The sequence below is a fragment of the Janthinobacterium sp. GW823-FHT01H08 genome (genome assembly GCF_058797855.1).
In genome coordinates this window covers 3,043,164-3,067,372 of the sequence record NZ_CM179504.1, presented here as the reverse complement: position 1 = coordinate 3,067,372, position 24,209 = coordinate 3,043,164, and the positions used below count along the sequence as shown (strand labels likewise).

General features: G+C 65.9%; 18 protein-coding genes. 7 read left to right on the top strand and 11 right to left on the bottom strand.

The window, feature by feature from the left end:
* The first annotated feature begins 42 nt into the window (after nt 1–42).
* From AC3RCG_RS13710 to AC3RCG_RS13700, 3 genes are all read left to right on the top strand, one after another.
* Nucleotides 43–1,848, top strand: a complete 1,806-nt coding sequence (locus tag AC3RCG_RS13710) for a PHA/PHB synthase family protein (RefSeq protein ID WP_492401630.1) — start codon at nt 43–45, stop codon at nt 1,846–1,848.
* A 24-nt stretch (nt 1,849–1,872) separates the two neighbouring features.
* Nucleotides 1,873–2,718 (top strand): universal stress protein, encoded by an 846-nt coding sequence (locus AC3RCG_RS13705; protein WP_070217867.1) that lies wholly within the window; start codon nt 1,873–1,875, stop codon nt 2,716–2,718.
* Between the two features lie 71 nt (nt 2,719–2,789).
* The gene (locus AC3RCG_RS13700) at nt 2,790–2,960 is read left to right on the top strand and encodes a hypothetical protein (protein ID WP_492401631.1); all 171 of its coding nucleotides are present in this window, start codon (nt 2,790–2,792) and stop codon (nt 2,958–2,960) included.
* A gap of 214 nt (nt 2,961–3,174) precedes the next feature.
* Here AC3RCG_RS13700 and corA read toward each other — a convergent pair whose 3' ends face one another.
* Nucleotides 3,175–4,161: a magnesium/cobalt transporter CorA gene (gene corA, locus AC3RCG_RS13695; RefSeq protein WP_070313610.1), complete on the bottom strand. Its 987-nt coding sequence runs from the start codon at nt 4,159–4,161 to the stop codon at nt 3,175–3,177.
* Nucleotides 4,162–4,348: 187 nt separating this feature from the next.
* Between corA and AC3RCG_RS13690 the strand changes: the two genes are divergently transcribed.
* Genes AC3RCG_RS13690 through AC3RCG_RS13680 form a run of 3 tightly spaced genes read left to right on the top strand, consistent with a single transcriptional unit; the run spans nt 4,349 to nt 8,295 of the window.
* Nucleotides 4,349–4,861 carry a sigma-70 family RNA polymerase sigma factor gene (locus tag AC3RCG_RS13690; RefSeq protein WP_492401632.1) on the top strand — a complete coding sequence of 171 codons (513 nt, stop codon included), beginning with the start codon at nt 4,349–4,351 and terminating at the stop codon, nt 4,859–4,861.
* Nucleotide 4,862: 1 nt separating this feature from the next.
* On the top strand, nt 4,863–5,828 hold the full coding sequence (locus AC3RCG_RS13685) for a FecR domain-containing protein (protein WP_492401633.1): 966 nt from the start codon (nt 4,863–4,865) through the stop codon (nt 5,826–5,828).
* A gap of 52 nt (nt 5,829–5,880) precedes the next feature.
* Entirely contained in the window at nt 5,881–8,295 is a 2,415-nt protein-coding gene (locus AC3RCG_RS13680) for a TonB-dependent siderophore receptor (RefSeq protein ID WP_492401634.1), read from the top strand.
* 60 nt (nt 8,296–8,355) lie between these two features.
* On the opposite strand, the gene AC3RCG_RS13675 is transcribed toward AC3RCG_RS13680, so the two are convergent.
* The 4 genes from AC3RCG_RS13675 to AC3RCG_RS13660 all read right to left on the bottom strand — a co-directional run bounded on the left by AC3RCG_RS13675 (nt 8,356) and on the right by AC3RCG_RS13660 (nt 14,096).
* Nucleotides 8,356–9,906: a hypothetical protein gene (locus tag AC3RCG_RS13675; protein WP_492401635.1), complete on the bottom strand. Its 1,551-nt coding sequence runs from the start codon at nt 9,904–9,906 to the stop codon at nt 8,356–8,358.
* Between the two features lie 211 nt (nt 9,907–10,117).
* A complete protein-coding gene (locus AC3RCG_RS13670) occupies nt 10,118–12,511 on the bottom strand; it encodes a TonB-dependent siderophore receptor (RefSeq protein ID WP_492401636.1) in 2,394 nt (797 codons plus the stop codon).
* 95 nt (nt 12,512–12,606) lie between these two features.
* Entirely contained in the window at nt 12,607–13,581 is a 975-nt protein-coding gene (locus AC3RCG_RS13665) for a FecR family protein (protein ID WP_492401638.1), read from the bottom strand.
* Nucleotides 13,578–14,096, bottom strand: coding sequence for a sigma-70 family RNA polymerase sigma factor (locus tag AC3RCG_RS13660; protein ID WP_070313604.1), 519 nt, complete (start codon nt 14,094–14,096; stop codon nt 13,578–13,580). The genes AC3RCG_RS13665 and AC3RCG_RS13660 overlap by 4 nt, the downstream gene beginning before the upstream one ends.
* A gap of 166 nt (nt 14,097–14,262) precedes the next feature.
* On the opposite strand from AC3RCG_RS13660, the gene AC3RCG_RS13655 reads away from it, so the two are divergent.
* Nucleotides 14,263–14,877 carry a class I SAM-dependent methyltransferase gene (locus tag AC3RCG_RS13655; RefSeq protein WP_492401639.1) on the top strand — a complete coding sequence of 205 codons (615 nt, stop codon included), beginning with the start codon at nt 14,263–14,265 and terminating at the stop codon, nt 14,875–14,877.
* A gap of 177 nt (nt 14,878–15,054) precedes the next feature.
* On the opposite strand, the gene AC3RCG_RS13650 is transcribed toward AC3RCG_RS13655, so the two are convergent.
* The 6 genes from AC3RCG_RS13650 to paoA form a co-directional block, all read right to left on the bottom strand.
* Nucleotides 15,055–17,571 (bottom strand): ATP-binding protein, encoded by a 2,517-nt coding sequence (locus AC3RCG_RS13650; RefSeq protein ID WP_492401640.1) that lies wholly within the window; start codon nt 17,569–17,571, stop codon nt 15,055–15,057.
* Nucleotides 17,572–17,581: 10 nt separating this feature from the next.
* On the bottom strand, nt 17,582–18,610 hold the full coding sequence (locus tag AC3RCG_RS13645; RefSeq protein WP_492401702.1) for an ABC transporter substrate-binding protein: 1,029 nt from the start codon (nt 18,608–18,610) through the stop codon (nt 17,582–17,584).
* Nucleotides 18,607–20,244, bottom strand: coding sequence for a response regulator (locus AC3RCG_RS13640; RefSeq protein ID WP_492401641.1), 1,638 nt, complete (start codon nt 20,242–20,244; stop codon nt 18,607–18,609). The genes AC3RCG_RS13645 and AC3RCG_RS13640 overlap by 4 nt, the downstream gene beginning before the upstream one ends.
* Before the next feature lie 125 nt (nt 20,245–20,369).
* Complete coding sequence (gene paoC / locus AC3RCG_RS13635; RefSeq protein WP_492401642.1) at nt 20,370–22,568, bottom strand: aldehyde oxidoreductase molybdenum-binding subunit PaoC; 2,199 nt, start codon at nt 22,566–22,568, stop codon at nt 20,370–20,372.
* 4 nt (nt 22,569–22,572) lie between these two features.
* Nucleotides 22,573–23,532, bottom strand: coding sequence for an FAD binding domain-containing protein (locus AC3RCG_RS13630; protein WP_492401643.1), 960 nt, complete (start codon nt 23,530–23,532; stop codon nt 22,573–22,575).
* Complete coding sequence (gene paoA / locus AC3RCG_RS13625) at nt 23,529–24,185, bottom strand: aldehyde dehydrogenase iron-sulfur subunit PaoA (protein WP_230506076.1); 657 nt, start codon at nt 24,183–24,185, stop codon at nt 23,529–23,531. Before paoA ends, AC3RCG_RS13630 begins: the two co-directional genes overlap by 4 nt.
* Between the last annotated feature and the right edge of the window lie 24 nt (nt 24,186–24,209).

The window sequence follows — 24,209 nt, the reverse complement described above, 5'->3', positions numbered from 1 at the left end:
ACAAGCTCTTGCTATCCTGTAAAAAAATGACAGGAGCCGTGGATGAGCAAGACGCAACCGAGCGATGCGCAGCACAACGTGGAACATGAGCGCCTGGGCAGCGCCTGGCAAGGCGTGCCGGCGCCCGACTACCCGGAAAGCGCGCCGGAAGGCGCCACCCTGGACCTGCTGCTGAATGCCTGGCTCGGCAAGTTTACGGGCGGTATTTCGCCGGCAGCGCTGGGCAACGCCTATGCCGACTGGCTTAGCCATCTGGCGCTGGCGCCATCAAAGCAGCAAGCCCTGCTGCAGGAAGCGTGGAAGAAGATCGGCCGCTGGCAACAGTACGCCATGCAATCGGCCATCGCTGGCGGCGCCGCCGAGCCGCCGTGCATCGCGCCGCTGCCGCAGGACCGGCGCTTCGAAGACCCGGCCTGGCGGCGCTGGCCCTACAACCTGGTCTACCAGGGCTTCCTGCTGCAGCAGCAATGGTGGCACCGCGCCACCACGGGCGTGCGCGGCGTCGCGCCGCACCACGAGGATGTCGTCACGTTCACCGTGCGCCAGTGGCTCGACATGCTGGCGCCGTCGAACTTCCTGCTGACCAATCCCGTGGTGCAGCAAGCCACCCTGGCAAGCGGCGGCGCCAACCTGGCGCGCGGCATGATCCACGCGGCCGAGGACTGGCAGCGCGCCGCCATGGGCGCGCATGCGCCCGACCGGCGCACGTATAAAGTGGGCGTGAACGTGGCCGTCACGCCGGGCAAGGTGGTCTACCGCAACGACTTGATCGAATTGATCCAATACGCGCCCGCGACCGCCCGGGTGCATGCGACGCCCCTGCTGTTCGTGCCGGCATGGATCATGAAGTTCTATATTCTCGACCTGTCGCCGCACAATTCGCTGGTGCGCTACCTGGTGGGCCAGGGCCACACGGTGTTCATGATTTCCTGGAAAAATCCGCTGGAAGAAGACCGCGAGCTGTCGCTGGAAGACTACCGTCAGCTGGGCGTGATGGAGGCGCTCGACGCCGTCATCCGCATCACGGGCGCGCCGCAGGTGCACGCGGCCGGCTATTGCCTGGGCGGCACCCTGCTGGCGATCGCCGCCGCGACAATGGCGCGCGACGGCGATATGCGCCTGGCCAGCCTGACCATGCTGGCCTCGCAAGTGGACTTCAAGGAACCGGGCGAACTGTCGCTGTTCATCGACGAGAGCCAGGTCAGTTTCCTGGAAGCGGCCATGTGGAAGCAGGGTTATCTCGATACGAAACAGATGGCGGGCGCCTTCCAGCTGCTGCGCTCGAACGACCTGATCTGGTCGCGCCAGCTGCGCCATTATCTGCTTGGCCTCGACGAACAGGACAGCGACCTGATGGCCTGGAATGCGGATGCCACGCGCATGCCCTGCCGCATGCATTCGGAATACCTGCGCCGTCTGTTCCTGCACAACGACCTGGCCGAAGGGCGCTACCGCACGGCGGGCCGCCACATCGCCCTGCCCGACATCAAGGCGCCCGTCTTCGCCGTCGGCACACTGACGGACCACGTGGCGCCGTGGCGCTCCGTCTACAAGCTGCAGCTGCTGACCGACACGGACGTCACTTTTTTGCTCACCTCGGGCGGCCACAATGCGGGCGTGGTCTCGCCGCCGGGCCAGCCGCACCGCAGCTACCAGCTGGCCACGCACCGCCACGACGCGCCCTACATCGACGCGGACAGCTGGCAGCGCGAGGTGGCGCACCATGACGGTTCGTGGTGGCCCGCCTGGCAAGCCTGGCTGGCAGAACGCCCGGGCGCGCAAGCGGCGCCGCCGGCCATGGGACCCGACCTGGGCGATGCGCCGGGCAGTTACGTGCTGCAGACCTGACAACCAACAACCGAGGAAAACGCCATGCCCTACACCACCCTGCTGGTCCACGTCGACAATTCCCGCCATTGCGCCCAGCGCATCCGCCTGGCCGTGCGCCTGGCCGTTGCCGAAGGCGCGCACCTGATCGGCTCGGCCATGAGCGGCATTTCGCGCTACGCATATGGCGGCGGCGTCAACGCGCTGCAGTTTGCACCGGCGCAGATGCAGGCGCTGCGCACCCAGGCCAGCGAGGCATTGCACGACTTCGAGCGCATTGCCCGCGAGGAAGGCCTGGGCACCTACGAAACGCGCTTCGTCGACGACGATGCGCAAGGCGCGCTGCTGCTGCAGGCGCGCTATTGCGACCTGCTGATCCTGGGCCAGACGGATGCGCAGGATACGCCGTCGCGCGTCATCGCCGGCACGGCCGAATACCTGATGCTCCATTGCGGCCGGCCCGTGCTGATGGTGCCGCACGCGCCTTGCGCCGCGCCAGCGGCCATCGCGCAGCATCCGCTGCTGGCCTGGAACGGCAGCGCCGAAGCGCTGCGCGCCATCACCGATGCGCTGCCGCTGCTGCAGCGGGCCCGGCAAGTGACCCTGGCCGTCGTCAATTCGCACGCCCAGCCGGCCGCGCACGGCGAGCAGCCGGGCGCCGACCTGGCCTTGTACCTGGCGCGCCACGGCGTCAACGTCGAGGTGCTGCAGCACGACACGCCGCCGGGCCAGGACGTGGGCACGGCCCTGCTGGCCATGGCGGCCCAGCGGCACTGCGACCTGGTCGTGATGGGCTGCTACGGCCACATGCGCCTGCGCGAGGCGCTGCTGGGCGGCGTCACGCGCACGGTGCTGCAAGAGATGACGTTACCGGTGCTGGTGTCGCACTAGCGCGCCCGGCAGGCCATCGGCCTTTCTTCACGGGATTACGGCATGAGCAGCGCATCGGCCGCCAGCACGCATTGCCACGCCCGCCGCCTGCTGTTGCCGGGCACAGCCGCATTGACGGCTCTTCTGCCTTCGGCGACCCGGACCGCAAGCATAAACCCAGCAGCCACGCCTCGCTGGCCTCGCGTCCCGTGGAGGTGGCCGCGCTGATCCTCGAGGCGGCTGCGGCGGTGCTGGTGAAATAGGCAAAAAAAGAAGGCTCCCGGGTTACAGGAGCCTTGTGGCGCCGGACAGGCAATGTGGTCCGCACCAGCAGCTCTGGGGTACAGCGCCGGCCGGACCGCTATCCACGCCAAGGAGGTTCAGCCACCTGCCGTCAACCGCATTGCCATGCCACTTCATCGTAGCAGCTGATTGCGCGGCAAAACTCTCCAATATTTGCATGCCGGCCATCTGCCGCTACAGCCACCCTTCGCGCTTCAGGCGCCGGTGCAGCCAGTAGCAGCCGGCGATGATGACGACGATCACGGCCGGATAGCTGCCGCGCCACTTCAGTTCCGGCATGAATTCGAAGTTCATGCCGTACAGGCTGAAGACCATGGTGGGCACGGCCAGGATGGCGGCCCAGGCGGCCAGGCGCTTGACGACCTCGTTCTGGCGGATCGAAATCTGCCCCAGCGCCACCTGCATGGCCGAATTGACCAGTTCGCGCATCTGCCCCGCCGTGTGCGTGACCCGTTTGACGTGGTCGAGGATGTCGCGGTAATAGATGCGGTTTTCCTTGGGCACGATGTCGCCATGGAAACGGATCAGCTGGGTGCAGATGTCGTGCAGGGGATTGACGGCAGCATCGAGCTTGAGCAGCTCCGTCTTGAGCTGGTAGAAATCCTGCAGCTTGTCTTCGCTCAGGCTGGGCTTGAACAGCTGCAATTCATAGTGCTGGAAACGGGCCTGCAAATGGTCGATGCACGGCTGGTACTGGTCGACGATGAAATCGATGATGGAATACAGCACGTAGCCGGGGCCGCTGGCCAGCTTCTCGGGCACGCTTTCCTTGCGCTCGCGCAGCTTCGCATAGCCGGCCGAGGGGCCGTGGCGCACCGTGATGATGAAGCGGGGGCCGAGAAAGACGTGGGTTTCGCCGTAGACGATGGCGTCGCCGTCCAGGGTGGCCGTGTGCATCACCATGAACAGCGTGTCGCCGTACTCTTCCAGCTTGGGCCGCTCATGCGCACCCTGCGCATCCTCGACGGCCAGTTCGTGCAATCCAAAGGCCGATTGCAGCGCCTGCATGGCCGTGGCGTCGGGGCTGGCCATGCCGATCCAGACGAAACAATCGGGGTCGCCAAGAAAGTCGCCCACCTTGTCGATGTCGAAGTGGGCGATCTTCCTGCCGTCGCGATACGCTTCGCAATTGACGACGGCGGCGTGGGTACTGAGGTCCATGGTGATTTTCGGCTGGTGGCGGCAATATTATTGGGGGGCCAGTATAGCGGAAATGCCATGATGGCCATGCCCACTGAGCCAGCGCATTGACATTCGGGCGCGTCAATGTAAAATGAGAACCATTCGCATTTAAGAAGGGCCTGCATGCGCCAGCGGCACGGGACTTCCGCGCCAACTGGAGTGTGCCGTGACGTATGCCGTATCCCCTGCCGCCGATCCTGTCGCACTGCTGTATGGCCAGCACCATCCCTGGCTGCTGCGCTGGCTGCGCGGCAAATTGTCCTGCACCGATCATGCGGCCGACCTGGCGCAGGATACCTTCGTCAAGCTGCTGGCCACGCCTGGCGAACCTGCCGCCACTCTGCGCGAACCGCGCGCCTACCTGACCACCGTGGCGCGGCGCCTGCTGATCGACCACTACCGCCGCCAGTCGCTGGAGCAAGCCTGGCTGGCCACCCTGGCGCAGCTGCCCGCGCCCGCCGCGCCATCGGCGGAGGAGCGTTTGCTGATCCTGGAAACGCTGCACCAGATCGATGCCATGCTCGACGGCCTGGGCGCGAAGGTGCGCACGGCCTTTTTGCTGTCGCAGCTGGAAGGCATGGCGTATGCGGACATCGCCGCGCGCCTGAACATCAGCGAGCGCACCGTCAAGCGCTATATGGTGCAGGCGTTCGAGCAATGCATCCTGCTGCTGGCCTGACATGGGCGCAACCCTCGATGCGCGCGCCGCGCGCGTGGCGGCGCACTGGATGATGCGTCTGCAAGGCGGCGAACTGGACGCCGATGCGCGGCAGGCCCTGGCCCGCTGGCGCGCCGCCCACCCCGACCATGAAACGGCCTGGCAGCGCGCCGAGCAGGTGTGCCGCACCTTCGGCATGCTGCCCCCGCCGCTGGCCATGCCTGTGCTCGACCGCCCGGCCGGCGCCGCCCGCCGTGCCGCCCTGAAGACCCTGGCGCTGCTGATCGTCGCCGGGCCAGGCGGCTGGGCCATGCTGAAAGTGCCGCCGTGGCAGGCATGGACGGCGGACCTGCGCACGGCAACGGGCGAAATCCGCCATGTGCCCCTGGCCGATGGCAGCGCCTTGAGCCTGAACACGGCCAGCGCCGCCGACCTCGGTTTCAGCGACGCGCTGCGCCTGGTCCAGCTGCGCGCAGGCGAACTGCACGTGGCGACCAGCCCCGATCCGCTCCAGCGTCCGTTCATCGTGCGCACCAGCAACGGCAGCATCCGTGCCCTCGGCACGCGCTTCACGGTGCGCCAGGAAAACAGCCTGTTCGGCGCGCGTACCCAGGTGGCCGTTTCGCAGGGCGCCGTCGAAGTGCGGCCCGCGAAAGGCCAGCCCGTCATCGTGCAGGCGGGCTGGCAAGCCAGCTTCGACGAAGCGGCGGCCAGCGCGCCGCAGCCGCTGGCGCCGCATGCGTCCGCGTGGACCAAAGGATTGCTGTACGCGGACGACACGCCGCTGGCCGACGTGCTGGCGCAGCTGAGCCGCTACCGCCACGGCGTGGTGCGCTGCGACCCGGCCGTGGCGCGGCTGCGCGTGTCGGGCGTGTACCAATTGCATGATACGGATCAATTATTGTCGCTATTGCAAGCCTCGCTGCCCATCCGCGTGCAGCGCCACAGCCGCTGGTGGATTTCCATCGAACCCGCATCAATATTTTAAAAAAAATGTCCCTTTCGCGCATGTGCCCCGTCAATCCACACAGGACCAACACATGAACGAAGGGAAACAAGCAATGAAGCACTACCGCAACACCAGCATGACCCTGGCCCTGTTGGGCAGCCTGGCCCTGACGCCGCCCGCATTCGCCCAGCATCAGGAAGCGCCCGCGCGCCACTACCAGGTGGCAGCCGGTCCCCTCAGTACCGCCCTGTCCGCCTTTGCGGCCGAGGCGGGCGTCAGCATTTCCGGCGCCGCCAGCCTGTACGCCGGCTTGAACAGCCGGGGCTTGAGCGGCAATTACCAGGTGTCCGACGGCTTTGCCCGCCTGCTCGACGGCAGCGGCCTCATTGCGGTCGACCAGGGCGGCGGCCACTACGCCGTGCGCAGGCTGCCGTCCGCCAGCGAGGCAACCACCCTGCCCGGCATCGCCGTGCGCGCCACGGCCGAGCGCAGCACCAGCACCGAAGGAACGCATTCGTACACGACACCGGCCACAGCCAGCGCCACGGGACTGGTGCTGTCCTTGCGCGAAACGCCGCAATCGGTCAGCATCATCACGCGCCAGCGCATGGATGACCAGGACTTGCTGACGGTGCGCGATGTGCTGCGCAACACGCCCGGCATCGCCGTCAACCAGTTCGACACGGAGCGCAGCACCTTTTCCGCGCGCGGTTTCGACGTCGACAATTTCCAGTACGATGGCGTACCCACCACGTATAAGGTGCAGTATTCGGGCGGCGAATCGGAAATGGATTCCCTGATCTACGACCGCGTGGAAGTGACGCGGGGCGCCACGGGCTTGCTGACGGGCGCCGGCTACCCGTCCGCCTCGATCAATCTGGTGCGCAAGCGGGCCAGCGCCAGGCAGTTCGAAGGGCAATGGTCGCTGGCGGCCGGTTCCTGGAGCGACTACCGTGGCACCGTCGACCTGGCCGCGCCGCTGAACGCGGACGGCTCCGTGCGCGGCAGGATCGCCGGCGCCTGGCAGGACCGCAAGTCGTTTACCAATGGCTATTCGAACCAGCGCCAGCTCGTCTACGCCACCGCCGAGGCGGACCTGGCGCCCGGCAGCGTCGTCATGGTGGGCGCCAGCTACCAGAAGAACGACCCGAAAGGCAGCAACTGGGGCGGCTTCCCCCTGTGGTACAGCGACGGCACGCGCACCAATTTCGACCGTTCCGTCACCACGGCGCCCCGCTGGGCCGCCTGGGCCACGGAGCAGACCAATGTGCACGCCACCTTGGAACACGCGCTAGGCCAGGGCTGGAAGGCGCAGGCGCAAGCCATGTACAGCAAGCACACGGAAGACACGCCGCTGCTGTTCCTGGCCGAGCGGCCCGACCGCACCACGGGCCTGGGCATGCTCGGCTATCCGAACCGCTACATCGGCTCGCGCGACCAGAGCAGCGTTGATGTGAAGCTGTCCGGGCCATTTTCCCTGGGCGGACGCGAACATGAAGTCATCGTCGGCGCCAATTACACCGTGCAACACGCCGAATTCAGCGTCAAGGAAGCGCTCGATCCCGAACCGATCGGCAATTTCCTCGCCTGGGATGGCAGCTACCCGCAGCCGGCCTGGGGCGAGCCCGTGCTGTCGGAGAAATACACGACCAGGCAATATGGTGCCTACGGCGCGGCGCGCCTGAACCTGGCCGACAGCACCAGACTGATCGTCGGCGGACGCCTGAGCCGCTGGGACAAGGACCGCATCGGCTATGACGGCAGCGCCCGCTTCGCCTTCGCCAAAAGCAAGTTCGTGCCCTACGCGGGCCTGGTGGTCGACCTGAACGACACGTATTCGATGTATGCCAGCTACACGGACATCTTCCGCCCGCAGGAAAACCAGGACCGCGCGGGCGCCTGGCTGGACCCGCTGACGGGCCAGAGCATGGAAGTGGGCGTGAAGGGGGAATTTGACGGCGGCCAGGCCAACGGCTCCATCGGCCTCTTCGAGATCAAACAGGACAAGCTGGCCCAGCCCGACGGCGCACACCGGGTCCCCGGCACCACCACGCAAGCGTATTACGCGGCGCGCGGCGCCACCAGCCGCGGCATCGAGGGGGAATTGTCGGGCCGCCTGGCGCCAGGCTGGAACGTGACGGCCAGCGCCAGCCACTTCCGCGCCAAGGACCGCGAGCAGCAGGATATCAACACCCTGTCGCCCCGCTCGACGGCGCGATTGTTCACCACCTGGAAAGTCCAGCCCGGCCTCACCGTGGGCGGCGGCGTCAACTGGCAAAGCAAGTTCTACTTTGACGATGCGGGCCCGAACGGCAAGGAGCGCGTCACGCAGCAAGCCTACAGCACGGTCAGCCTGATGGCCACGTACCAGCTGTCACGCCAGCTGACGGCCCAGCTGAACGTGGAAAACGTGCTCGACAAGAAATACATCAACATCAACACCTATGCGCAAGGCACGTATGGCGCGCCGCGCAGCGTGCGAGGGACCTTGACGTACCGGTTCTGATGTAGCAGTCCCTCGTTGGCGTGCGCGCAGGGCGGGCACTGGTAGCAACACGATTCGTGCCTATCTGAGCTCGTCCACATGCGCGGTCGCGTATTTCACGTGCAACTCAACGTTAAAAATCGGCATATCGCATCGCTTCCATTCAGATGAATTCATGCGAACATCCGCTATACATGGCCCCGCCAGAAGAGGAACATGCTCAGCTTCTGTATTCAATCGTCCTTCCGACACGATCTTGATATTGTCGTCATGCATTACCTTCCTGATTGCGTTCGCAATCACCCGGGCGCGTAACTGCGCCTGCTGCACATACTTATTGCCATCTTTATCCTTGGGAAGGACCACATCCTTGCCAACGCCTTGCACCAGCACCAGCATGCTGCGCGGAACACCGGCGCCACGCACTGTCAGGACGGCGTCGTGCAGCCGCTCCAGTATATGAGCATTCAACTCGTCACCACGCGATGCCAATCCCAGCTCATGCGTCAGGTCGAAACACATATCGATCGCCGGACTGCTGGTAATGACACGCAATGACGCCGAATCAAAACGGAGGATAGTTTCTCTCCGCACCACTTGTTCCGTGCCGAAGATTGTCGATCGATCCGGCCCTCGCAGGCTGAAGCTCACAAGAGAGGTAGTGCCTATGCCTGTCCACAATACATCCGCACCGTGCAATAACAGTCGCCCTGCTACAGTGCGGCGACAGTCCAGAATGGGCCTGCCGATCAATTCGCTGGCGCGTTCAACCGCGCCCAATTCGGCCTCAGCTACCTCGATACTGACGTTCGGGCTGCGAATACCCATGGCTTCGAAAGCCATCTGCGACAATCTGGTGGGGCCAGCGTAAAAGAGTACGATGGCAAGGGGCAAGAAAAAGAAAAAAGCATATTGCCACCAAACAATTGGACGTAGGGAGCCGCGCGCAACCGCGTCTGCCGACCAGCCTGATTTCACCGCAATCAGCATCGACAAGGTGAAAAAACCGGCCAGGAAGAAGCCTATCCATAGCAAGGTAAAAACCATCAAGCCTTTGACGAGAACAAGACTCAACATCACGATGAATACAGTAATGGAAAATAACGATGGAAAGGCGCCACGCAGCGGACCCGGAATGTTATTTAATGGACTGCTGCTACTTCTCGTCGCTGCCTTGCGAAACTGACGTATTCTTGTGGGAATCCAACGCAAGCCGGGCCACCAGCGAGAAGTCGGAAGGGCCGCTATTTCCTGCATATATCGCCATGGACGAAACGACGATAATTTTTTACGCCTGAACCGGCATTTTGGCATTAGCCAAATGGCAAGCTGCAGCACCCACAATGCCGAGAAAGTGCCATACATCCAGAATAAGCCATATATGAAACTGAAGGCCAGTGCAATAAAGACAAATAAAACCACCTCGCCAGGCGCCAAGGAGGCAGGGAAAAACTGAATCGAGAATAAATATGAAAAGACGACGATGGCCCCAATGGCAAGGGCTATCTTGTAGGCCAATGATGCCAGGTGATTGACGTTTTCCAAGCGTGCGGCATTGGCATCGTTTCTCTGTGGCACCTCAACTGGCGTTGGCGCTTCTGTCGGCGGGGAGGATTGATTTCCGGATGACATACCCCTCCCCCCCGTTGACATAATGGACCATGACACCGCACAAAGGACGTTGCACAGGCGTATAGAGATCTAAAAATCAGACCTCCAGTTTGCAAAATAATTCACGCCTCACTAAAAATAGCAGCACGCCGCTGTTTGGCGCATGGATAGACGATGCAACGCCCCTGCAGCCCTGCCCCATTCCCCTGCCGCATCCCGACGGCAACTGTTATCAATAGCGGTAATTCAGGCTCAGCATGGCATTGCGCGGATCGCCGTAACTGACTCTGCGGCCCGTGCTGATGCCGTAGTAAGCGCGGTCGGTCAGGTTGTTGAGGTTGAACGACAGGGCAAGCCGGCCGGAGAGCTGGTAGCGCACCATGGCGTCGAACACGGCATACGAGCCCTGGTGCACAGTGGTCAAGCCGCCACGCACGGCCCGGGTCTGCTGCCAGGTGCGCGATTGCCAGCGGGCGCCGCCGCCCACGGTCAGGCGCGGCATCGGCTGCCAGGTGCTGTACAGGCTCAGCTGGTCTTCGGGCGCCAGGGTATTGACCTTGCCGCCCGCATCGCGCGCCACCTTGTGCGTGTAGCCGGCCTGCAGCTGCCAGCCCGGCATCAGCTGGCCCGACACTTCCAGTTCCACGCCGCGCGAACGCACGCCGTCGATGGCGCGGTAGGCGTCCATGCCCGTCACCTTGTTGACCGCGTCGACGGACTCGGCGAAGTTGTCCTGCCGCACCTCGAAGGCGGCCGCGCTGGCGTTCAGGCGGCCGTTGAGGAACACGCCCTTTACGCCCGCCTCGATATTCGTGCCCAGCACGGGGTCCAGGGTCCTGTTGTCGACGTCGCGGCTGTTTTGCGGACTGAAGATATCGCTATAGCTGGCAAACGCCGTCAAATTCGGCGCGAAGTCCCACGTCAGGCCCGCATACGGCGTGAAGATGGACGACTCGTCGATGTCGGCCGTGGGGTTGACGTAGGACGACAGGCGGCCGCCCAGAATCACGTGCACGCCTTGCGGCAGCGAAAAGCGGCCCGTCGCGTACACGGCCTTCTGGCGGATGACTTCGCGGGCCGTGTCCAGCTCCCACTGTGGTTCCGGCACGACGCCACGGTAAGTATAGATATTGTCGACCTTGATGAAGGTATACGGACTGAAGACGTCGTCCGACTGCTTGCGGTAGGCGTTCGCGCCCACCACCAGTTCATGCGTGCGGCCCAGCAGGGAAAACGGGCCCTTGGCGTACACGTCCAGGCCATTGCTAGTGGCATCGCTGTTGTACTGGCGCGCCGTGACGGCCGTGCCGCTGCCGTCCGCCTTCGGAAAACCGTCAAGGTAGGCGACGGGCGCATACAGGGCGTTGGCCTGGTGGATCAGGCGCAAATTGGCCAGCCAGCCATTGTCGAAGGTGTGCTCGAGCGAAGCGAAGACGGATTTGGCCTCCGTCTGCTGCGTGCTCCAGGTGGGCGCGCCGTTGAACGAGCGGGGCATGGTGAAACGCTTGCCGTCCGCGTCGAACAGCGGTGCGCCGCCCCAATCGCTATTGCGCGGCACCGTGTGCTGGTAGTCGGCGCCCACGGTCAGCAAGGTGCGCGGCGACAGGTCGGCCTCCAGCGTGCCGTACGCCAGTTCGGAGCGGCGCTGGTAGCGGTCGACGAACGAGTGCTTGTCCTGGTAGGACGCGACGGCGCGCGCGCGCACGCTGCCGCTGGCGTTCAGGGGACCGCCCACGTCCGCCATGGCGCGGTAATTGCTCCATGATCCGGCCGACAGGTCGGCCAGCGCGCGCAATTCGCGCGTGGGTTTCTTGCGGATCAGGTTGACGGTGGCGCCCGGCGTGCCGGCACCGCTCATCAGCGCATTCGCGCCCTTCAGCACCTCGACCCGGTCGTACAGGTCCATATTGGCCAGCGATTCGCCCAGGTTCAGCGAGGCGTCGCGCGTCCATGGCAAGCCGTCGTAGCTGAAATTGTCGAGCGAAAAGCCGCGCGCATAATAAATCGTGCGCTCGCTGTCGATGTGCTGCACATACACGCCCGGCGTGTGATTAAGCACCTCGCTCAGCTGCACCAGGCCGAAATCATCCATCTGCTGGCGCGTCACCACGCTGACCGCGTGCGGCGTCTCGCGCGGCGACAGCACCAGGCGGTTCGCCGTGCTGACGGCGCCCGTCGTGTAGGAACCCGTGTCCTCCGTCACCTGGCCCAGGTAATTGGTGGTGATGACCACTTCCGGCATGGTCGCCTGAAGCTGGGCGGCGGCCTGCGGCGCGGCTTGCGCGGCGCTTTGCACGGCGCTTTGCACGGTATACACGCCGCTGTCCGTCTTCAGCAAGGCCAGCCGCGTGCCCTGCAAGGCGCGGCGCAAGGCTTGCTCCGCCGTGAAATCGCCGTGCACGGCCGCACTGCTGACGCCGCGCGCCAGGTCCGCATCGATGGAAATGCGCACGCCGCCACGGCTGGCAATGGCGATCAGACTGGCATTGAGGGGCTGGGCCGGCACATCGTAGCGCATGGTGGCCGACGTGACGTGGGCCGGTGGCGTCTGCGCCAGGACGGTGGGCGCGGCGCAGGAAAGTAACATTACAGCCAGGGGAATCTGGCGCATCAACAATGGTGGCATGCTGGGACTCTATCTTGATGGTGAAGGAAAAGTGGGGCTACACCAGGTATGAGTCGCGGCGCGCCGAAAGTGACAGTGCCGGCGCAAAAAATATCTCAGCTTGTCTTCAGGTCGAGTCCCGTCCACCAGCCGCCAGGGCCCTGGCGCAAGGTCAGGGGCAGGGTTTCGGCCAGGGCCAGCAGGGTGGCGCCGCTGTCGTCGAGCGAATAATTGCCGGACACGCGCAGCGCCGCCGCCTGCGCCGTGATGTCGATGTAGCCGTGGCGGTACGGGCGCAAGGCGGCCACCACGTCGCCCAGCCGCTCATCGACGGCCACCAGCATGCCCTGCTCCCACGCCGTCGCCTGCCCTGCCGCCATGCCGGGCAGCAGGGTCAATCGATCCTCGTCAAACCGCGCCGCCTGGCCCTGGCGCAGCACGCGCGCCAGGCCTTTGCCGGCCGGACGCACGTCGAGATCGCCCCGCACGGCCAGCGCCACGGTGCCGCGCGCTTCGCGCCGCAGCATCAGCTCGCCGCCCAGCGCCGTCACCGCGCCATGCGCGCTGCGCAGCACGAAGGGCGCGTTGGCAACAGGTGCCACGCGCGCCAGCAACTGGCCCTGGCGCAAGGCGACTTGCCGGTGTTCATGACGGACATCCGTATCGGCCGAGGAGCGGGCGTCGAGGGTCAGCACGCTGCCATCGGCCAGCGTGTAGCGGCCCCGCCGGGCCGTGGCCGTATGCAGGTCCGCGCTCCAGTCCGGCAAAAACGGGCTGCCGCGCAGCAGCCAGGCGCCGCCGAACGCCGCGCCCGCCAGGCACAGGACGCCCTGCAGCCATTGGCGCCGCTGGTCATCGTGCCGGGCGGCGCGCGCCAGGGTATGCCCGACGGCCGCCGCCCCGCCCGCTGCCTGCAGCGGGCCGACGCTGTGCTCGACAGCCTGCCCCAGCGTACGCCAAGCGGCCGCATGGCGCGCATCGGCGGCCAGCCAGCGGGCGAAGGCCTGGCGCTGTCCTTCGTCCGCTTCGCCCGAACTGAGTTCGACCAGCCAGCCGATGGCGGCATCCTGGACGGACGTAGCAACGCTCATGCCGCGTCCGCCACCGCCAGGCAGCAGCGCAAGCCCTGCGCCATGTACTGGCGCACCATGCTGGCCGACACGCCCAGGCGGGCGGCGATCTGCGCATACGTCAAGCCGTCGAGCTGGCTCATCAGAAAAGCGCTGCGGGCCTTGGCGGACAGGGTATCGAGCGCGCGCGACAGGCGTTCCAGCGCTTCGAGCAGCACGGCGCGTTCCTCCGGCGACGGCTGGACGGCATCGGGCAGCAGCGCCAGGGTCTCCAGATACGCCTGCTCGATATCGCGCCGCCGCCACTGCTGCAGCAAGATGCTTTTCGCTACCGTCGTCAGGTAGGCGCGCGGCTCGCGGATGGCGGACAATCTTCCCGCATGCAGCACGCGCACAAAGGTTTCCGACACCACATCCTCGGCTTCCGCCCGGTTACGCAAGCGCAACAGCAAGCGCTGCAGCAGCCAGCCCTGGTGGCCCGTAAAGAGGCTGGCGGCCAAGGCGGCGTCATTCGGGGGAAAAGAAAAGGCAGACAAGAGCGGATCCGGCGATATAAATGATAATGATTCTCATTATATGGCAGGGACTGGAAGATGTCGCGCAATTTTGCTAAAGTTGTCCTACGCAGGCAACACCACCGATCGCACGCGCCGCGCGCAGGGTGTTGATTTGACCTCCATCCCATTGGACACTCGCCATCGCATGCATGCATCCCCGGTCCCGGGCACCGAAGGATATGCCGACAATGCCGGACAGCTGATCACCCGGTATGCCGGCGTGATCGCCGCTGATAAATACAAAGTGGTCAGCCACCTGCTGCCACGCCGGGCAGGCGCCGTGCTCGACATCGGTGCCGGCACAGGCGCCGATTCGGCGTGGCTTGCGAGCCTGGGGCACAAGGTGGTGGCAGTGGAGCCCGTCGCCGCGTTCCGGGAAGCGGGCATGCAGGCGCATGCGTCGTCCGATATCGAGTGGGTGGACGACAGCCTGCCCGCGCTGTCAGTGATGACGGCGCGCGAAACCAGGTTCGACCTGGTTGTACTCGCCGCCGTCTGGATGCATCTTGCAGCGGAAGAAAGAAACGCGGCGATGGAAAACATCGGCCAGTTGCTCAAGCCCGGCGCGCTGCTCGTCATGTCGCTCAGGCATGGCCCCGCCCCGGAGAACCGGCGCATCTTTGACGTCTCTGCCAGTGAAACGATAGACCTTGCGGCACGCCACCATCTGAAGGTGGTGCTGAGTGCGCAGGCGCTGTCCGTTCAGCAGCAGAACCGCCACGCGGGAGTCAGCTGGTCCTGGCTGGTTTTTCAGCGATGAGAGATGCCGCAGCAGGCTAAGAGCCTATCCCAGTAGATGAATGCATCCCCTGCTGGCGCCCCTCAGAAGCGGGGACTGCGTCGGTCGTCGTCGCGTGGCTCGCCACGCGTCCTCCTCACGCCTTGTCCGCACTCCTGATGAACTGCCAGCAGAAGACGCTCCCTGCTGGGATAGGCTCTACCCCGTCGACATGACCGCATTCAGGGCGCGCCGCAATTCTTTCAGCCGGGGCGGCTTGCCCAGCACGCAGTTGACGTGCTCGGGATAATCGCTGTCGGCGGCCAGGCGCTGGCCCCAGCCCGTGAGCATGATGATGGGCGTGGCCGGCGAACAGCGGCGCACGGCGCTGGCCACCTTGCGCCCGTCCACGTGAGGCATGCCCAGGTCCGTGATGACCACGGCAAAATCCTCGTGCCTGTCGCGCGCGGCCAGGAAGCTATCGATGCCGGCCTGGCCCCCATCGGCCGACACCACGTCGTGGCCATCGATTTCCAGGATGTCGCGCAGGGACTTGAGCACCATCGGGTCGTCGTCCACCACGAGGATGCGCAGGCGCGGCGGCACAAGATGGGCCATGTCGGACGCTTGCTGCCCCTCGTCGGCGGCGCAGGCGGGAAAAACCAGGCGCACCGCCGTGCCCTGCCCCGGTGCCGTGACGATGTCGATGCTGGCGCCATGGCGCTCCATCATGCCGTACACCATGGCCAGGCCCAGACCCGTGCCACGCTCGCCTTTGGTGGTAAAAAACGGTTCCAGGCAGCGGCGGCGCGTATTGTCGTCCATGCCGATGCCCGTGTCGGCTACTTCTATCCGCACCTGCCGCGCCGCCTCGCCCGCTACGTCGGCGCAGCTGGTGCGCACGCTCAGGGTGCCGCCTTCCGGCATGGCGTCGACGGCGTTGAAGACCAGGTTCGTCAGCGCTTCGCGCAGCTCGCCCGCGCTGCCCGGCAGCATGGGCAGGCCGTGCGCCAGCTCCGTGTGCAGGGCGATGACGATGCCGCGCTGCTGCGGCATGTCGCTCCAGCGCGCGCGCGTCAGGTCCAGCACCTGCTGCACCACCAGGTTCGCGTCGATGGGCGAGAGCGCCAGTTGCGGTTCGCGCTGGCGGTAGAATTCGCGCATGCGCGCCACGGTGGCGGCCACGTCGTCGATGGCGCGTTCGATCACTTCCAGGCAATGCCGGCCCTGCGGACTGAGATTGGTTTCCGTCTCCAGCAGCGATTCCGTGTACAGGGCCACGGGGGAAATGGCGTTATTGATATCGTGCGCGATGCCGCTAGCCATCTGCCCCAGCGCGCGCAGGCGCTCCTGCTGCATTACCGACTGCTGCGTCTGGCGCAAATCGTCATACGCGCGCTGCAGCGCGCCGTAGAGCTGCGCCTGGTTGGCGGCCAGCGCCACGTGTTCGCTCAGCTGGCTGAGGAATTCGCACTCGCCGCTGGTAAAGCTGTGCGCGGCACGGCGCGCCACGATGAGGATGCCGAAGACCGTGTTTTCGGCCAGCAGCGGGGCCATGACGAGGGCGCGCAGCCCCCCTTGCGCCAGGCGCTGCGGAAACGGGAACGCCACGTCGGCGATGTCGGCTTCATACACGAGCTTGCCGCGCACGCAGCTCGACAGGCCATTCTCGTCGATGGGAATGTGCGCGTATTCGCCCATCATGAACGATAGCGCCAGCGCCTCGCTGCGCACGCCCACGCACGTCACCTGCAGCGCGTGTTCGGACGGTTCGTACAGGCAAATGCAGCTGAAATCGATGGGCAGCTGCTCTTCCAGGCTGCGCACCACCACCTGGAAAATGCTGCGCAAATCCTGCCGCTCGCCGATCGAGCGCGTGATCTGCTGCAGCAGGTTCAGGCGCTCAAGCTGTTCATGCACCTTGCGCTCGGCCAGCTGGCGTTCCTGTATCTGCGTTTCCAGGGCCGCATTCGCCTGCGCCAGTTCGTCGCGCGAGACGGTGGTGCGGCGCAGCTTTTCCGTCATGCCGTCGAAGGCGCGTGCCAGGTCGCCGATTTCATTCCTGGTATGCACGCCGAGCGAGAAATCGAGCTTGCCTGCGCCGACGATCAGGGTGCCCTGGCGCAGCTTCTCCAGCGGCCCCGTGACGCTGGTCATGGTGAAATAAATCAAACCGGCCACCAGTGCGATGATCATGCCGCCGAACAGTATCACGGCCACGTTGGCCTGCTGCTGGGCGTCCAGCACGCCTTGCCGGCTCAATGCGGACAGCAGCATCGCATCGGCGATCATGCCCTGCACCTTGCCCATGATCTGGCCGGACAGACGCGACTCCAGCTCGCCCAGCACCTCGCGCCGCTGCGGGTCCTGACCCAGCTCGCGGTGATTGGCGACAAACAGCTCGAACAGGCCGTCCACGCTTGCCAGGTCGCGCCGCAATTCCCGCAGCAGCGCGCGCTCCTCGCCGGCGGCGAAGGCCGGCGTGGCCAGCAAGCCGGTGGACAGCGACTCGCTGCGCAGCTGCCACTGTGCCCGCGTGCGCGCGCCATGGTGCAGCGCATATTCGATCGACAGGTAGCGCAGCGACGTGACGGCTTGCAGGATATCGGCCGCCGCCTTGTTCTTCGCCAGTTCGCGCTGCATCGCCATGCTGGTGGAGAACAGCACGGCGACGATGATGGCCACGAGCAGCACGCAAAACAGTTCTGCCAGCTTGAAGCGCGTGACGATTTTCACGGTGGCCTTCTCAATGGATGACCGTCACGGCAGACGGCGCCACGGCTTCCAGGCCGTCCAGGTAGACGGCATCGAGGAAGTTCGGCATCTCGCCGTTCCCGGCCAGGCGGTTCTTGATGGCCCAGCGCGCCTCGTCTTCCAGCGCCAGCAGCAAGCGCTGGTCGAGCACGATGCCGAACTGATAACCGTGCCAGGCCGCCTGCAGGCGCTGCGCCTCGCTGGCCGACGCCTTGGCAAACAGCGCGCGCGCGGCATCGGGCTCGTCCCGGCAAAAGCGCGCGCCGGCGATCAGTGCGCGCAGCACCTTGCGCATCGTCGCCGGGTGGCTGCGCACATAGCCGCCCGTGCCGGCCACGTTGAACAGGCCCGCATACACGTCTTCGCCATAGAAGATGGCCGCATTGCCGGCAATGGCGTGCGTCATGCCCGTCAGGAACGGTTCCCAGCCTGCCGCCGCATCGACCTCGCCCCGCGCCAGCGCCCCGGCCAGCTGGTCCGGCGCGTAGTTGCGCACGCTGACTTCGGCGGGCAGCAGCTTCTGGCGGTTCAAAAAGGCTTCGAGCGTGAACTGGCCGGATGTGCCCAACGTGACGCCGATGCGCTTGCCCTTCAGGCTCGCGGGCGTGGACACGCCGCGGTCCAGGCGCCCCACGATGCCGTGGTCGCGCTCGGCCTCGAAGATGCTGGCGATGATGACGACGGACTGGTTCTGCAGGCTGGCCAGCACCACAGGAATATCCGACACCGTGCTCAGGTCGGCCTTGCCCTGCAGCACGGCTTCCAGCGAGGCCTTGCCCGACGAATACGGCTGCACCAGCGCGTCGATGCCCTCGCGCGCGAAATCGCCCTGCGCGTGCGCGGCCAGCACGGGGCAGCTGCCCACATACTCCGCATTCACGGCCAGGCGCAGCACTTCCACGGGGCCGGGCGGCGGCGCGGGACGGGCAGCGAGCCGCCAGACGGCCACGGCGGCCAGCGCCAACAGCGGCAGTGCGGCCGTCAGCCAGACCGCCCGCCGCGCCGGCGCCGGGCCGTTCATGCGCTGCACGGCGCCGTGGCCGACTCCAGCGCGCTGTTGACGGCCTCGGAAAACGCCGCCACGTCGATCGGCTTGGTCAGATAGCGGAAAAAACCCGCCGTCAGCCCCTGGCGGATATCGCCGGGTCCGGCCACGGCCGTCAGCGCGATGACGGGGATATGCGCGGTGCGGGCATCGGCACGCAGCAGCTGCATGACTTGCGTGCCGCTGATGTCGGGCAAGTCGCAATCCATCAGTATCAGCTGCGGCAGGTGGCGGCGCGCCATGTCCAGGCCCGTCTGCCCGTCGCCGGCAGACAGCAGGTCGAGATCGGGGCGAAAATGCACCAAGCCCGCCACCAGGGTCACGTTCAGGGGATTGTCTTCCACATACAGCAGCGTCTTGCGCTCCGGCAGGGGCATCGTTTCAGCGGGCCGGGCAATGGCGGACAGGCGCGGACTTTCCTGCAGCGGGTAGCGCGCGGGGCAACTGTCGATATCGAGCCAGAAAGTGCTGCCGCGCCCGGGCGTGCTGGTCACGCCTATGGTCGCCTGCATGGCTTCGGCCAGGCGCTTGCTGACCACCAGCCCCAATCCCGTGCCCTCCTCGTCGCGCCCATCGCGTCCCAGGCGGTTGAAGGGCTGGAACAGCACCTCCAGCTGCGCGGCGCTCAGCCCGCCGCCCGTGTCGCGCACGGACAGGCGCAGCTGCCGTGCATCGACGGGCTGGCAATCGACGTGGATCTCGCCCTGATCGCGGTTGTACTTGACGGCGTTCGACAGCAGGTTGAGCAGCACCTGCTTGAGGCGCGTGCGGTCGGCCAGCACGTGCACGCTGCCCGCTTCGACGAACGTCAAGGTGATGCCGCGCTTGCGCGCCAGCGGCTCCATCATTTGCCAGCATTCGTGGTAAATGCCGGCCAGACCCACGGACTCCATCGACAGCGCCATATTGCCCGACTCGATTTTGGCGATGTCGAGGATATCGTTGATCAAGGTCAGCAAATGCCGGCCGGCGCCGAAGATGTGCGAGGCAAAGGTTTTCTTTTCCTGTGCCGTCGAGGGGATGGAGTCGGACGTGAGCATCTGCGAAAAGCCCAGGATGGCGTTGAGCGGCGTGCGCAGCTCGTGGCTCATGCTGGCCAGGAAATTGGTCTTTTCCTCGTTCGCCCGCTCGGCCACTTCGCGGGCCAGCCGCAAATCCCGGTTCATGGCGTCGAGTTCGGCCGTGTGCTGGCGCAGCAGCAGTTCCAGGCGCGCATTGGCGATGCGCAGCTGGCGCGTCTCCAGCGCCCGCGCCAGTATCAGCAGGATGCCCGACACCTTGAACGGCTTGACGACGTAATCGAGCGCGCCCGCCTTCATCGCTTGCACGGCCGAGGCGATCGTGCCTTCGCCCGTCATGATGATGCAGGCCAGGTCCGGATCGATCTTGCGCGCCGCTTCCACCACGGCGATGCCGTTCATGCCCGGCATCATCAGGTCGACCAGCAGCAGGTCGAACGACTCGACGGCCAGCAGGGCCAGCGCCGCCTCGCCCGAAGCGAGCCCCGTCGTGTCGTACGCCTGGCCGCGCAAGGTGTCGCACAGGGCGCGCACGTGCGCCAGCTCGTCATCGACGATCAGTATCCGGGGCGGCATTGATGATCTGTTCATGCATTCTCCTGGCGGCATGGCCTTGCGGAGAGGGAACTTGCCCCGCAGCATGCGTTCCGAGCATAGCATCTGGAAATTACCAAAAATACACGCTTTGTCACGCGCGCGCCGGCGCCGGGCAGATGTCAGCTCATGGCGGGCAGCCCGCGCAGCAGCTTGTCGAGGGTCAGCGGATAGTCGCGCACGCGCACGCCCGTCGCGTTGTAGACGGCGTTGGCGATGGCCGCTGCCACGCCGCAGATGCCCAGCTCGCCCACGCCCTTGGCTTTCATGGGCGAGGACATGGGATCCGTTTCGTCGAGAAAGATCACGTCCTGGTGCGGGATGTCGGCGTGCACGGGCACTTCGTAGCCGGCCAGGTCGTGGTTGACGAAGAAGCCGCGGCGCTGGTCGACCACCAGTTCCTCCATCAGCGCCGCGCCCACGCCCATGGTCATGGCGCCGATCACCTGGCTGCGCGCCGATTTCGGGTTCAGGATGCGGCCGGCCGCGCACACGGCCAGCATGCGGCGCACGCGTACTTCGCCCGTGTCGCTGTCCACGCCCACTTCGACGAAATGCGCGCCGAACGTCGATTGCTGGAATTTTTTATCGAGCTCGCCGTATTCCATATGGTCTTCCGCGACGACGTCGCCATGGGCGGCGGCGGCGGCGAGCGGCACGCTGCGTTCGCCCTGGCTGACTTGCCCATCGGAAAAGCGCGCCTCCTTTTCATCAAAGCCCAGCTTGCCGGCGATGGCCTGACGCAGGCGCACGCAGGCAGCGTACACGCCGGCCGTCGAGCTGTTGCCGCCCCACTGCCCGCCCGAACCGGCCGAGACGGGAAAATCCGAGTCGCCCAGACGCACGACGACCCGGTTCAAGGTCACGCCCAGCATTTCCGCCGCCGTCTGCGCGATGATCGTATAGCTGCCCGTGCCGATATCCGTCATGTCCGTTTCCACGGTCACGATGCCGTTGCCATCGAGACGCACCCTGGCGGCGGACTGCATGACGAGGTTGTTGCGGAAAGCGGCCGCCACGCCCATGCCCACGAGCCAGCGGCCGTCGCGCCGCATGCCCGGCTGCGCTGCTCTCTCTTTCCAGCCGAATTCCACGGCGCCCGTGCGCAGGCAGTCGATCAGGCGGCGCTGGGAAAACGGCCGGCCCGGTTTTTCCGGGTCCACCCTGGTGTCGTTCAGGATGCGCACGACGATGGGGTCCATGTTCAATTTCTCCGCCAGCTCGTCCATGGCGATTTCCAGCGCCATCAGCCCCGGCGCCTCGCCCGGCGCGCGCATGGCGTTGCCTTCTGGCAAGTCGAGCACGGCCAGGCGCATGGCCGTCATGCGGTTGGCCCCCGCGTACAGCAGGCGCGTCTGCATCACGGCCGTTTCCGGCTGACCGCCCTTCAGGTCGCCGGACCACGATTCATGGCCGATGGCCGTGATCTTGCCGTCGCGCGTGGCGCCGATGCGCAGGCGCTGGATGGTGGCGGGCCGGTGCGTCGTGTTGTTGATCATCATGGGCCGCGTCAGGGCGACCTTGACGGGACGCTGCGCCGCCCGGGCCCCCAGGGCCGCCAGCAGCGCTTCGGCGCGCACGAACAGCTTGCCGCCGAAGCCACCGCCGATATACGGCGAGACGATGCGCAGCTTGTCTTTCGGCATTCCCAGGGTGCGGGCCAGATCGCCCCGGCCCCAGTCCACCATCTGGTTCGCCGTCCACACCGTCAATTTATCCCCCTCCCAGGCGGCAATCGAGGCGTGCGGCTCCATCATGGCGTGCGACTGGTCAGGCGTCGTATAGGTCGCGTCCAGCCGCACTGGCGCATTCGCAAAGGCGCCGGCGAAGTTGCCCGTCTTGCTGTCGGGCTTGCCGTCCTTCGGCTTGGCCGCCGTGCCCTTTGCTTTGGCCAAATCGAAGGCGCCCGGCTGCTCGATATACTTGACATCGAGCAACTGCGCGGCCGAACGCGCTTGCTCGAACGTTTCCGCCACCACCAGCGCGATGGCCTGGTGGTAATGCTCGATCTCCGGCCCGCCCAGCAAGGTGGCTGTGTTCATCTTGCCTTTGCCCAGCTTGCCCGCCGATTCCGCCGTCACCACGGCCAGCACGCCGGGCGCGCGGCGCGCGGCGCTGGTGTCGATCGAAGCGATGCGCCCCTTGGCAATCGCCGCGCCGACGACGTGGCCGTAGGCGGCATGCGGCGCGGCCTTGTTCTGTTCATACGCGTACGGCGCCGTGCCCGTGGCTTTCAGGGGGCCGTCGATGCGGTTCGTGGGGCGCCCCACGACTTTCAGCTGGTCGATGGGATTGGTGGTCGCAGGTGTCGTGAATTTCATCGCTCTAGCCTTTCTTCGCTGGTGCTTGCGCCAGGACGGACGCCACGGTGCGCTGCGCCAGGATCAGCTTGAAGCCGTTATCGGCCGTCGGCCTGGCGCCAGCCAGCAGGCGTTCGCTCACGGCGGCCGCGCCAGCGGGCATGGCCTGCTCGGCGGCGGCAATTCTCCACGGCTGCGGCGCGACGCCGCCCAGGGCCAGCCTGCCCGTGCCATCGGGCAAGATGATCGCCGCGACGGACACCAGCGCGAACGCGTACGAGGCGCGGTCGCGCACCTTGCGGTAGACGTGCGTGCCGCCGATAGGCCGGGGCAAGGTCACGCTGGTGATCAATTCGCCCGGCTGCAGCACCGTTTCTAGCTGCGGCGTACTGCCCGGCAAGCGGTAAAAGTCGGCGATGGGGATGCTGCGCGTGCTGCCGTCGGCCCGCACCGTGTCGATGCCGGCGTCGAGCACGCGCATGGCGACGGCCATGTCGCTCGGGTGCGTGGCGATGCACGCCTCGCTGCCGCCCAGGATGGCCAGCGGCCGGCTGAAGCCGGCTATGGCCGAGCAGCCGCTGCCCGGCACGCGCTTGTTGCAGGCCTGGTTCGTGTCATAGAAATACGGGCAGCGCGTGCGCTGCAGCAGGTTGCCGGCCGTCGTCGCCTTATTGCGCAATTGCGCCGAGGCCCCGGCCAGCAAGGCGCGCGACAGCACGGCATAGTCGCACCGCACGGTGGCGTGCGCGGCCAGGGCCGTGTTGCGCACGAGGGCGCCGATGCGCAAGCCGCCGTCCTTCGTCGTCTCCACCTTGTCCAGCGCGAGGCCATTGACGTCGATCAAATGCGCGGGCGTTTCGATCTCCAGCTTCATCAGATCGAGCAGATTCGTGCCGCCCGCGATGAAACGGGCGCCCGGCGTAGTCAAGGCGGCCGCCGCCGCTTCGGCCGGCGTGGCGGGCTTTTGATAGCTGAACACTCTCATGCCGCCCCCCCCGCCACCTCGGTGATGGCTTCGATGATGTTGGAATAGGCGCCACAGCGGCACAGGTTGCCGCTCATGCGTTCGCGCAATTCTTCGGGCGTCACCGAGGGGGCCGCGTTCAGGTCCGCGCTGACGTGGCTGGGGATGCCCTGGCGGATCTCGCCCAGCGCGGCGACGGCCGAACAGATCTGCCCCGGGGTGCAGTAGCCGCATTGATAACCGTCATGCGCGATGAAGGCGGCCTGCATCGGATGCAGTTTCTCCGGCGTGCCCAGCCCTTCGATGGTGGTGACCCTGGCGCCGTCATGCATCACGGCCAGGGTCAGACAGGCATTGATGCGCTGGCCGTCGAGCATGACGGTGCAGGCGCCGCACTGGCCATGGTCGCAGCCCTTTTTGGTTCCCGTCAGGTGCAAATGTTCGCGCAAGGCGTCGAGCAAGGTGGTGCGCGTGTCGAGTTCCAGGCTGTGGCGCCGGCCGTTGACGTTCAGGCCGACCTTCATCAGGACGGGCGGCGCCTGTCCGGATTGGGCCGCGCCATGGGCCGCTTCGGCCGCCCCCGTCACGCCGGGCACGGCCACCGCCGTGGCCGACAGCGCACCGGCGATCAGCAAGCCGCGCCTGCCGGCATTGATGTGATTACAATCTGTCATCTTGCGCTTCCTCCTGGCTGTGGA

What these genes read in the sequence shown, in the direction of transcription:
- AC3RCG_RS13710 (WP_492401630.1), top strand. Translation starts at nt 43, where the DNA reads ATGAGCAAGACGCAACCGAGCGATGCGCAGCACAACGTGGAACATGAG.
- AC3RCG_RS13705 (WP_070217867.1), top strand. Translation starts at nt 1,873, where the DNA reads ATGCCCTACACCACCCTGCTGGTCCACGTCGACAATTCCCGCCATTGC.
- corA (WP_070313610.1), bottom strand. Translation starts at nt 4,161, where the DNA reads ATGGACCTCAGTACCCACGCCGCCGTCGTCAATTGCGAAGCGTATCGC.
- AC3RCG_RS13685 (WP_492401633.1), top strand. Translation starts at nt 4,863, where the DNA reads ATGGGCGCAACCCTCGATGCGCGCGCCGCGCGCGTGGCGGCGCACTGG.
- AC3RCG_RS13680 (WP_492401634.1), top strand. Translation starts at nt 5,881, where the DNA reads ATGAACGAAGGGAAACAAGCAATGAAGCACTACCGCAACACCAGCATG.
- AC3RCG_RS13675 (WP_492401635.1), bottom strand. Translation starts at nt 9,906, where the DNA reads ATGTCATCCGGAAATCAATCCTCCCCGCCGACAGAAGCGCCAACGCCA.
- AC3RCG_RS13670 (WP_492401636.1), bottom strand. Translation starts at nt 12,511, where the DNA reads ATGCCACCATTGTTGATGCGCCAGATTCCCCTGGCTGTAATGTTACTT.
- AC3RCG_RS13665 (WP_492401638.1), bottom strand. Translation starts at nt 13,581, where the DNA reads ATGAGCGTTGCTACGTCCGTCCAGGATGCCGCCATCGGCTGGCTGGTC.
- AC3RCG_RS13655 (WP_492401639.1), top strand. Translation starts at nt 14,263, where the DNA reads ATGCATGCATCCCCGGTCCCGGGCACCGAAGGATATGCCGACAATGCC.
- AC3RCG_RS13645 (WP_492401702.1), bottom strand. Translation starts at nt 18,610, where the DNA reads ATGAACGGCCCGGCGCCGGCGCGGCGGGCGGTCTGGCTGACGGCCGCA.
- AC3RCG_RS13640 (WP_492401641.1), bottom strand. Translation starts at nt 20,244, where the DNA reads ATGAACAGATCATCAATGCCGCCCCGGATACTGATCGTCGATGACGAG.
- paoC (WP_492401642.1), bottom strand. Translation starts at nt 22,568, where the DNA reads ATGAAATTCACGACACCTGCGACCACCAATCCCATCGACCAGCTGAAA.
- AC3RCG_RS13630 (WP_492401643.1), bottom strand. Translation starts at nt 23,532, where the DNA reads ATGAGAGTGTTCAGCTATCAAAAGCCCGCCACGCCGGCCGAAGCGGCG.
- paoA (WP_230506076.1), bottom strand. Translation starts at nt 24,185, where the DNA reads ATGACAGATTGTAATCACATCAATGCCGGCAGGCGCGGCTTGCTGATC.